General features: G+C 27.6%; 10 protein-coding genes and 1 riboswitch. Of the genes, 4 read left to right on the forward strand and 6 right to left on the reverse strand.

The genetic code is table 11. From position 1 onward, the window contains the following. Positions 1-155: 155 nt before the first annotated feature. The 5 genes from GIL12_RS09430 to GIL12_RS09450 form a co-directional block, all read right to left on the reverse strand. A complete protein-coding gene (locus tag GIL12_RS09430; RefSeq protein WP_163470227.1) occupies positions 156-935 on the reverse strand; it encodes a MetQ/NlpA family ABC transporter substrate-binding protein in 780 nt (259 codons plus the stop codon). Positions 936-951: 16 nt separating this feature from the next. Continuing rightward, complete coding sequence (locus GIL12_RS09435; RefSeq protein WP_163470228.1) at positions 952-1,743, reverse strand: MetQ/NlpA family ABC transporter substrate-binding protein; 792 nt, start codon at positions 1,741-1,743, stop codon at positions 952-954. 25 nt (positions 1,744-1,768) lie between these two features. Then, entirely contained in the window at positions 1,769-2,416 is a 648-nt protein-coding gene (locus tag GIL12_RS09440) for a methionine ABC transporter permease (protein ID WP_163470229.1), read from the reverse strand. Further along, on the reverse strand, positions 2,406-3,413 hold the full coding sequence (locus GIL12_RS09445; RefSeq protein WP_163470230.1) for a methionine ABC transporter ATP-binding protein: 1,008 nt from the start codon (positions 3,411-3,413) through the stop codon (positions 2,406-2,408). Before GIL12_RS09445 ends, GIL12_RS09440 begins: the two co-directional genes overlap by 11 nt. Before the next feature lie 97 nt (positions 3,414-3,510). After that, positions 3,511-3,598, reverse strand: a riboswitch (SAM riboswitch). Between the two features lie 50 nt (positions 3,599-3,648). Further along, positions 3,649-3,999, reverse strand: a complete 351-nt coding sequence (locus tag GIL12_RS09450; RefSeq protein ID WP_163470231.1) for a hypothetical protein — start codon at positions 3,997-3,999, stop codon at positions 3,649-3,651. A 495-nt stretch (positions 4,000-4,494) separates the two neighbouring features. Here GIL12_RS09450 and putP point away from each other — a divergent pair, with 495 nt between their 5' ends. Then, positions 4,495-5,937 carry a sodium/proline symporter PutP gene (gene putP / locus GIL12_RS09455; RefSeq protein WP_163470232.1) on the forward strand — a complete coding sequence of 481 codons (1,443 nt, stop codon included), beginning with the start codon at positions 4,495-4,497 and terminating at the stop codon, positions 5,935-5,937. A 41-nt stretch (positions 5,938-5,978) separates the two neighbouring features. Here the strand turns inward: putP and GIL12_RS09460 are convergent, their stop codons facing one another. Next, complete coding sequence (locus GIL12_RS09460) at positions 5,979-6,311, reverse strand: arsenate reductase family protein (protein ID WP_163470233.1); 333 nt, start codon at positions 6,309-6,311, stop codon at positions 5,979-5,981. A 357-nt stretch (positions 6,312-6,668) separates the two neighbouring features. Here GIL12_RS09460 and GIL12_RS09465 point away from each other — a divergent pair, with 357 nt between their 5' ends. The 3 genes from GIL12_RS09465 to bioB all read left to right on the forward strand — a co-directional run bounded on the left by GIL12_RS09465 (position 6,669) and on the right by bioB (position 9,283). Next, a complete protein-coding gene (locus GIL12_RS09465) occupies positions 6,669-7,409 on the forward strand; it encodes a basic amino acid ABC transporter substrate-binding protein (protein ID WP_163470234.1) in 741 nt (246 codons plus the stop codon). 13 nt (positions 7,410-7,422) lie between these two features. After that, positions 7,423-8,193 carry a dimethylarginine dimethylaminohydrolase family protein gene (locus tag GIL12_RS09470; RefSeq protein WP_163470235.1) on the forward strand — a complete coding sequence of 257 codons (771 nt, stop codon included), beginning with the start codon at positions 7,423-7,425 and terminating at the stop codon, positions 8,191-8,193. A gap of 124 nt (positions 8,194-8,317) precedes the next feature. Further along, on the forward strand, positions 8,318-9,283 hold the full coding sequence (gene bioB, locus GIL12_RS09475; protein WP_163470236.1) for a biotin synthase BioB: 966 nt from the start codon (positions 8,318-8,320) through the stop codon (positions 9,281-9,283). Positions 9,284-9,634 lie beyond the last annotated feature (351 nt).

Genomic DNA, 9,634 nt, shown 5'->3' on the forward strand with positions numbered 1-9,634 from the left:
ATCACATCCTTTCTTTTGGTGTCGCAACTTAATTGTAACGGATTTTTTTATTTGTCTCAATTTTTTTTTGCAAAAAATAAAGGCATTAGTATTTTTACAAATACCAACACCAAATATTATAGACCCTAAATAGTTAAGACCTTTTTTTAGTTATTTTAGAATGTAGGTATTATAGAACCTTGGTATTTTTTTAAAATAAAGTTTTTTGATTTTTCACTTCTAAGAGCAGCAACTAATTCTAATATAGCTTTATTTTTTTCATCTCCTTTTCTAACAGCAACAACATTAACATAAGGGGAATCCTTGTCTTCTGTAAGCAGAGCATCTTTAACAGGAGATAGTCCTCCTTCAATGGCATAGTTACTATTAATAACAGCAAAATCAACATCATCTAAAACCCGAGGTAATTGAGGAGCTTCTAAAGATTTGAATTTTAATTTTTTAGGATTTTTAATAATATCAAATTCTGTAGAATAAAGATTAGTAGGATCTTTTAATGTAATAATTCCATTGTTATGAAGAAGTATTAAAGCTCTTCCTCCATTTGATGGATCATTTGGTATAGCAATTATATCTTTTTTATCAAGTTCAGATAAAGATTTGTGTTTTTTAGAATAAAGAGATATAGGTGTAATTAAAACATCTCCAACTTGGGAAAGCTCTAAATGTCTTTCTTTTTTAAACTTATTTAAATAAGGTACATGTTGGAAAAAGTTAGCATCTAAATCCTTGTTAGCAAGGGCTAAATTAGGTGTAACATATTCATTAAATTCAATTATTTTAAGGTCAATTCCCTTTTCTTTAAGTAAAGGTTTGATGTTTTCTAAAACTTCCCCATGTGGGACAGGGCTAGCTCCAACTTTTAAAATAATATTGGCAAATATAAGCTGAGAGCTAAGAATTGTTAATATTAATAATGATGATAATTTTTTCATATAATTTTCCTCCATTTTAGAATGCTGTTACAATAGCACCTTTATATTTTTTCTTTATAAATTTTTTAACTTTTTTACTTTGTAAAGCTTTCATTAATTTTTTTATTTCAGGTTTATTTAAATCTTCATCTCTAACAGCAACGATATTAGCATAGGGAGAATCTTTTCCTTCAATTAACAATGCATCTTTCTCAGGTGATAAACCAGTTTCAATAACAAAATTTGTATTAATAACAGCAAAATCAACATCATCTAAAACACGAGGTAATTGAGCAGCCTCTAAAGATTTGAATTTTAATTTTTTAGGATTTTTAATAATATCAAATTCTGTAGAATAAAGATTAGTAGGATCTTTTAATGTAATAATTCCTTTGTTATGAAGAAGTATTAAAGCTCTTCCTCCATTTGATGGATCATTTGGTATAGCCACTGTATCTTTTTTATTAAGCTCAGATAAAGATTTATGCTTTTTAGAATAAAGTCCAAGAGGCTCAAGGTGAACATTTCCAGCAGAAGAAAGTTTTAAATTTCTTTCCTTTTTAAACTTATCCAAATAAGGTACATGTTGGAAAAAGTTAGCATCTAAATCTTTGTCAGCAAGGGCTAAATTAGGTGTAACATAATCAGTGAACTCAATTATTTTAAGATCAATCCCTTCTTTAGCTAAATCAGGTTTAATTTCCTGTAATATTTCAGCATGGGGTACAGGTGTAGCACCAACTCTTAAGATAGTGTTTCCAAAAGATAGTTGACTTAGAAGTAATAGGTTAACTCCTGTTAATAATAATTTTTTAAATGTTTTTGTCATAATATTCATCTCCCTTATATATTTATTATCTATTTTTTTTTGTTTTGGCCACAAGATAGTTTCCTAAACTTTGTATTAATTGAACTAAAATAATAATTACAATAACAGCATAAATCATAATATCAACTTTAAATCTTTGATATCCAAATCTTATGGCTAAATCTCCAAGACCTCCAGCTCCTATAGTTCCAGCCATGGCAGAATAACCAATAAGACTAATTATAGTTACAGTAATTCCATGAATAAGATGGGGAAGCGTCTCAGGAATCATAACTTTAAATATTATAGTTAGATTATTTGCTCCCATACTGGAACTAGCTTCAATTAAACCTTTATCAATTTCATTTAAAGCCCCCTCAACGATTCTAGCTACAAATGGTGCAGCAGATATTGAAAGAGGTACAATAGCAGCATTAACTCCTATTGTTGTCCCCACGATTAGTCTAGATAGGGGAAATAAACATATCATTAAAATAATAAAGGGAAAAGATCTAAGAGTATTAATAATAAATTCTAAAATTTGATTTAGTTTTCTTTTTTCCCATATATTTCCTTCCTTTGTAATAACTAGTAGTATTCCTATTGGAAAACCAATAACTAAAGAAAATATAGCTGATAATAATACCATGTATAAAGTTTCCAAAGTAGAATTAAAAATCATATTAAAGACCATTATATATCACCTCCACAATAACTCCTTCTTCCCTTAACCAGTCTATAGCTAATTTTTGTTCATTAAAATCTCCAGAAAGCTCAACGTACAAATGTCCAACTTTCATAGTAGAAAGATTTTCTATGGAACCACCGATTATACTAAAGTCAATGTCAAACTTTTTAATTGCTCTTGAAATAATTGGATCCTTTGAAATTGAACCTAGAAAATTTACTTTAATCAACATACTTCCCTTAGTTTCCATTAAAGAAGCTGTTGATTCTTCATTATTTGGAAGATACGATATAAGTTCCTTGGTAGTTTCTGTTTTAGGATTAGAAAATATATGATGAACTCCTCCAGTTTCCACAATTTCTCCATGGGACATTACAGCAACTTTATTACAAATATCTCTTATAACTTCCATTTGATGGGTTATCATAACTACTGTAAGTTCAAGTTTACTTTGAATATTTCTAATAAGCTCCAAAATTGATTTAGTTGTCTTAGGATCTAGAGCAGAAGTTGCTTCATCTGATAATAAAATTTTAGGATTATTTGCAAGAGCTCTAGCTATTGCTACCCTTTGCTTTTGTCCTCCACTTAGCTGACTAGGATAAGAATCTTTTTTATCAGAAAGTTCAACAAGTTCTAGTAATTCAGTAACTCTTGATTTAATTTTTGATTTTTCTAATTTGGCTATTTCCAAAGAAAAAGCAATATTTTCTGAAACTGTTCTAGATGATAAAAGATTAAAATGTTGAAATATCATTCCTATTTTTTTTCTTTTTTCTAGTAATTCTTTTTTATTTAAAGAAGTAATATCAGTTCCATCAATAATAATTTTTCCACTTGTAGGCTCTTCTAATCTATTTAAAAGTCTAATTAAAGAAGATTTTCCAGCTCCACTTAAACCAATAACACCAAATATGTCACCTCTTTTGATATTTAAACTAACATTTTTAACTGCAATGAAATTATTGGGATAAGTTTTATTAACATTTTGTATACGTATCATGTAGTGCTCCTTTCTTAATTGTATAAATTTTATAAAAAAAAATCTTTAAAACTATATTCATCAAGTTTTAAAGATTGGGTTCAACGATTTTTGGTCATCGCCATCTGTCTGGAATTAGCACCACACTATATTAGCAGGTTGCTGAAACTTCAAAGGGCCAGTCCCTCAGTTTCTCTTGATGGATATTTAGTTGAAATAATAATATACTAATTTCTTTCTTTTGTCAAACATTTTTTTATTTTTTTCTTTTAAAGATATCTTTAAAAGAACGTTTGTTTGCATTTTTCATTTCTCTTTGTTCTCTATGATAATTAGACCAGTTGGGATTAGACCTCATATTTTTTCTAACTTTACTCATATACTTATAAGTTGAAACCATAGATTTAAACTTATAAATGATACTAGATTTAATACTAACTACTGTATCAACAAAACCAACAAAGAATCCCTTGATATTTAAAAGGATAAGTTTAAATCTATTTAATTTATAAATATGAGAACAACTAGGGCATTTATATTTAGCCACTTTATTTCTAACTCTCATTTTCTTTTTACATTTAGGACATTTTATAATTATCTTTTCCATTTTGAGCCTCCAATACTAAATTTAGTTCGTGGTTATATTATAATCTTTATTCCAAGTATAGTCTAGTTATAAAATGCAAAATCAAAAAAATATTGACATTTATCTAAAAAATAGGTACAATAAACTTAAATTAAATTTTAGATTAGAAGGAGAGATTCATGAAAAAATTAGCAATCACAGTAAAATTTCATAACCCCATGGTTCCTAATTAGGATTTGTGTGTGTGATGAAAGTCATAGATATAAGTCCATTTTAAGCTGAAAATTTGGATTTGTATCTAATGTGGAATTGAGCTATGCTAAAGAGAATTTTTCTTTATAAGATAAAGCCATTTAACTGCATTAAGATGCATTAAATGGTTTTTTTATTTTATTTAAAAAATATTAATATAAAGGAGTTGAATTATGAAATTAATTAAAGTCCCCGGGAACTCATATAAAATTAAAAAATGTAAGTAACATTTATTGTAGGTTTAACTAAAAAATGGAGGGGAAAATGATGACAACGGAAACAATGATAACATTTGTAGTATACTTAATATTTTTAGTGGGAGTTGGAATTTATTTCTACAGGAAGACAGAAAGTGCAGAGGATTATTTAATAGGCGGAAGAGGGATGGGTTCTTGGGTAACTGCCCTATCAGCTCAAGCAAGTGATATGAGTGGATGGCTTCTTATGGGTTTACCTGGAGCAGTATACTCAGCAGGAATGTCACAGATATGGGTTGTAATTGGTCTTGGAGTTGGAACTTATCTTAATTGGAAATATGTTGCTCCAAAATTAAGAGTTCAAACAGAAGAAACACAAACAATGACTTTGCCTAATTTTTTAAGTAAAAAATTAGGTGATAAAACAGGAACAATTAGAATATATTCAGCTATTATAGTATTATTCTTTTTTACAATTTATGCAGCTTCAGGTCTTGTTGCTTCTGGGAAATTATTTGAAAGTATTTTAGGAATAGATTATAAGGTTGCTGTTTTCATAGGAGTTGGAACAATAGTTTTCTATACTTTTATGGGAGGATATTTAGCTTGTTGCTGGACAGATTTTTTCCAAGGAAGTCTAATGTTTCTAGCAATACTAATTGTACCAGGATTTGCTTATGTTAAAGGTGGAGGAGTTGCAGAAATACAAATGGCAGCACAAGCTAGAGATATTTCTTTAAATATATTTGAATCTGGAAACATTGGAACACTTGCAATAATTTCTTCTCTTGCTTGGGGACTTGGGTATTTTGGACAACCACATATATTATCAAGATTTATGAGTGTTAAGGGATTAAAAGAATTAACACAAGCTAGAAAAATAGCAATGATATGGGTAGTTATTTCATTAGCAGGGGCTATGGCAATTGGGATAACTGGTATAGCTGTATTTAAAGATGTTAGTCAAATTGGTGGAGATTCTGAAAAAGTATTCATATATATGATTACAAAATTATTTAATCCATGGATTGGTGGAATATTACTTGCAGCAATTCTTTCAGCAATAATGTCAACAATTGATTCTCAGTTATTAGTATCATCTTCAACTTTATCAGAAGATTTTTATAAATTTATAAAAAAAGGTGCAACAGAAAAAGAAATAATGTGGACAGGAAGATTTGGAATAATAGTAATATCAGCAATAGCTACTTTAATGGCTATGAATCCATCAACAAAAATACTAGCAATGGTTTCATATGCATGGGGTGGATTTGGAGGAGTATTTGGTCCTGCAGTTATTGCAACTCTTTATATTAAAAATTTAAATTGGAGAAGTGTTTTTGCAGGAATGTTAGTTGGAACAATAACTTTAATCTTATGGAAAACAGTTGGTTACGGAGCATATTTATATGAACTTGTTCCAGCCTTTGCTATAAATGGAATTGTTATAGGAATAGCTGAAAAATATTTTTTTGGAATAAAATTAGATAGTAAAGCAACTTGTAATTAAAGAAAACAGCTCAATATTTATAAATATTGAGCTGTTTTTTATTATTTTATCCATTCTTTCCATATTTCAGGTTTATATCCTATGGTAACCTTATCTTTTTTCCTTAGAATAGGTGTTTTAAAAAGGATAGGTGATTCTATTAATAATTCCAAAGTATCAAATACATAGTATTTTAAATTACGTTTTTTAAACTCTTTTCCATCTCTATCAAGGAGATCTTCAATGTCAAAATTTTTTGTAATACTCTTTAATTCTCCCTTTGAAATTTCTTTTTCTTTGAGATTGATAAATTGGACATCAATTTTTCTATCTTTGAAAAATCTTATGGCTTTTTTTGTATCATTGCAGCTTTTAACTCCAAATATTTGTATCATAGATTGCTCCTTACATTAATATAATTAATATATTTTACTACAAAAAGACAATTAATTGCAACTAATGAAATATGAAATATAATAAAAATTTGACAGATGTATGATCTTTGTGATAATATTGTTTTAATAAATTAAAAAATGAAGGAGAAATATTTATGAAAAACATATTAAATTCGAGGAGTAGGATAATTTGTAAAAAATCTATACCTCTTTTAATATGTCAAGAAATACTGTAAATTACAATATTTTTAAATAGATATTGATTCGTTAATTAATTAACAGACTGGCATTTTGAAAAAATGTGGGTCTGTTTTTTTTGTATTCAAAAATAAGTTAAAATAAATTTAGGAGGGTAATATGAAAAACAAAATTTCAAGTTTTATGATATTTTTTATGTTAATTATTTCAAGTTTTACATTTGCAAAGGGACAAGATAAACTAATAGTAGGAACAGATGCAACAGAATTTCAGCCATTTGAATATATGGAGAATGGTGAAATTACAGGTTTTGATATTGAACTAATTAAAGAAATAGGAAAAGTTTTAGGAAAGGAAGTAGAGTTTAAAAATATTTCTTTTTCGGGACTATTACCAGCATTACAAGTTGGAAAATTAGATGCAGTTATTGCAGGACTTACAGTAACAGATGAAAGAAAAAAATACATTAATTTTTCAGAATCATATTATACCTCAAAGCAGTTAATAATTGTAAATAAAAACAATAATAAAATAAAAAGTTTAGATGATTTAGAAGGGTATAAGGTTGGTGTTGTTTTAGGATGTACTGGAGATTTGTTAGGGACAGAGATGAAAGATAAAATAAAATTAAATAGATATAATACAACATCCCAGTGTATAATTGCTTTAAATCATAACAAAATAGATGCAATAATTTTAGACTCAGAACCTGCCAAAAATTTTGTAAAACACAATGAAAAATTAAAATTAATAAATAATAACGCAGCTAAGGAAGAATATGCTATAGCCATAAGAAAAAAAGATAAAGAATTATTAAAGGATATAAATTATGGATTAAATACATTAAAAGAAAATGGAGTATACAAAAAATTATCAGAAAAATATTTTATTCAAGATTAAAAGGGAGGAAATAATGTTTAAAAATGTAATAGTTAGAAAACCAGGAAAATCAATAAGTGAGGGGATAACTTCAAATGGTGAGTTAGGAAAACCAAATTATAAGTTAGCTTTAGAACAACATAAAGCATATGTGGAAGCATTAAAAAAATGCGGAGTTCAAGTTACAGTATTAGAAGCTTTAGATAAATTTCCAGATTCTTGTTTCGTAGAAGATGTGGCTGTTTTAACAAAAAAATGTGCAATAATAACAAACCCAGGAGCAGATACAAGAAATGAAGAAATAAAATATATAGTTGAAACTATAAAAAAATTCTATAGTGAAGATAAGATTGAGTACATAACATTTCCTGGAACCTTAGAAGGGGGAGATGTAATGATGGTTAATGATCATTTTTATGTTGGAGAATCTGCTAGAACTAATATTCAAGGAATAAATCAGTTTATAAATATTTTAGAAAAATACAATTTAACAGGATCAAAAATAGAACTTGAAGAAGTACTACATTTAAAAACAGGAGTTAATTATATAGAAAATAATACTATGTTGGTTTCAGGAGAATTTATTAATAAAGAAGAATTTAAAGACTATAAAAAAATTATAATTCCAAAGGAAGAAGGTTACGCTGCTAATTGTATATATGTAAATGGGGTAGTTATAGTTCCAAAAGGATATGAAAAAGTAGAAAAGCTAATAAAATCAGCAGGTTATAAAGTGCTTGTTGTTGATACTTCTCAATTTAAAAAAATAGACGGAGGACTAAGTTGTTTATCATTAAGATTTTAAAAAGCAAATGTTAACCCTGAAAATAAATTTTGTTTACAATTTTCAAGATAAATTATATAATTTTATCTGTAAAATAACTTTGAATTATATTACAAAATTATAAAGTTAAAAGGGAGAATTGAAAATGAATTTAGAAAAGTACATTGATGGAGAAGTAACAAAAGAAATAGCAATGGAATTAGTTAATTTAAAGGGAAGTGATCTTTTAGAATTATTTAAAGTTGCTAATATGACTAGGGAGAAGTATTGCGGAAATAAAATTGAAACTTGTACTATTACCAATGCAAAATCTGGGAAATGTTCTGAGGATTGCAAGTTCTGTGCTCAATCTGAAAAATATAATACTTGTATAACAACTTATCCTATGAAAACTCTAGAAACTTTGGAAGAGGAATGTAAAGCTGCTATAGATCATAAAAGTGATAGATTTTCTATAGTTACAAGTGGAAGAGGAATAAATAAAGGAACAAAGGATTATGAAACTGTGGCAAAGTTTGCTGAAAATATGACAAAGGATGATAAAATTGAAATTTGTTGTTCTATAGGAATTTTATCTGAGGAAGAACTTAAATATTTAAAAGAAAAAGGAATAAATAGATTTCACTCTAATTTACAAACATCTGTAAAATCTTATTCTGATATAGTGGCAACTACTCATAAAGTAGAAGATAGAATAGATACTATAAAAAGTGCTCAAAAAGCTGGAATGAAAATTTGTTGTGGTGGTATATTAGGAATGGGAGAAACATGGGAAGACAGAATGGATATGGCTTTCACTTTTAAAGAATTAAAAGTAGATGCAGTGCCATTGAATATTTTAAATCCAATTCCAGGAACTCCTCATGGAGATAGAGAAATATTATCTGCAGATGAAATATTAAAAACAATAGCAATATATAGATTAATCTTAAAAGATACTGGAATAAAAGTAATAGCAGGAAGAGAAAGTATATTAAAAGATTTTATGGGAAATGCATTTTTAGCAGGAGCCAATGGAATGATGATAGGTGGATATCTTACAATAAATGGAAGAAGTATTGAAGATGATTTTAAATTCATGGAAAATTTAAAAAAACTTTTGGAAAACTAATTCCATAAAGAGAATTTTATCAAAAATGAGAAAGGCTTATCATTATTGATAAGCCTTTCTTTTCAAAGTATTACAATCTATAAAAGTAAAATATTATTAAAAATGAGAAAGTTTAGAAAATGATTATATAAAAACTTCATATAAACAAGGCATTTTTTTATGGCATGGAAATTGCTTTCTACTTATATTAAAGTAAGGGGTTATTACTTTAGGGCTATAAAAAATTATTATACATTTAGGGAGGATATCATGGGAAAAATTAAAGATTCATTAATACTCAAATTAGTTATAGGGGTTACGCTAGGTATTATCATTGGTTTAACAGCAGGAACAAGGGTTATTGGACTTATA

This window comes from Fusobacterium sp. IOR10 (assembly GCF_010367435.1).
GTDB lineage: Bacteria > Fusobacteriota > Fusobacteriia > Fusobacteriales > Fusobacteriaceae > Fusobacterium_B.

Coding starts and splice junctions, on each gene's coding strand:
- GIL12_RS09470 (WP_163470235.1), top strand. CDS start 7,423: ATGTTTAAAAATGTAATAGTTAGAAAACCAGGAAAATCAATAAGTGAG.
- GIL12_RS09430 (WP_163470227.1), bottom strand. CDS start 935: ATGAAAAAATTATCATCATTATTAATATTAACAATTCTTAGCTCTCAG.
- GIL12_RS09440 (WP_163470229.1), bottom strand. CDS start 2,416: ATGGTCTTTAATATGATTTTTAATTCTACTTTGGAAACTTTATACATG.
- GIL12_RS09445 (WP_163470230.1), bottom strand. CDS start 3,413: ATGATACGTATACAAAATGTTAATAAAACTTATCCCAATAATTTCATT.
- bioB (WP_163470236.1), top strand. CDS start 8,318: ATGAATTTAGAAAAGTACATTGATGGAGAAGTAACAAAAGAAATAGCA.
- putP (WP_163470232.1), top strand. CDS start 4,495: ATGATGACAACGGAAACAATGATAACATTTGTAGTATACTTAATATTT.
- GIL12_RS09450 (WP_163470231.1), bottom strand. CDS start 3,999: ATGGAAAAGATAATTATAAAATGTCCTAAATGTAAAAAGAAAATGAGA.
- GIL12_RS09465 (WP_163470234.1), top strand. CDS start 6,669: ATGAAAAACAAAATTTCAAGTTTTATGATATTTTTTATGTTAATTATT.
- GIL12_RS09460 (WP_163470233.1), bottom strand. CDS start 6,311: ATGATACAAATATTTGGAGTTAAAAGCTGCAATGATACAAAAAAAGCC.
- GIL12_RS09435 (WP_163470228.1), bottom strand. CDS start 1,743: ATGACAAAAACATTTAAAAAATTATTATTAACAGGAGTTAACCTATTA.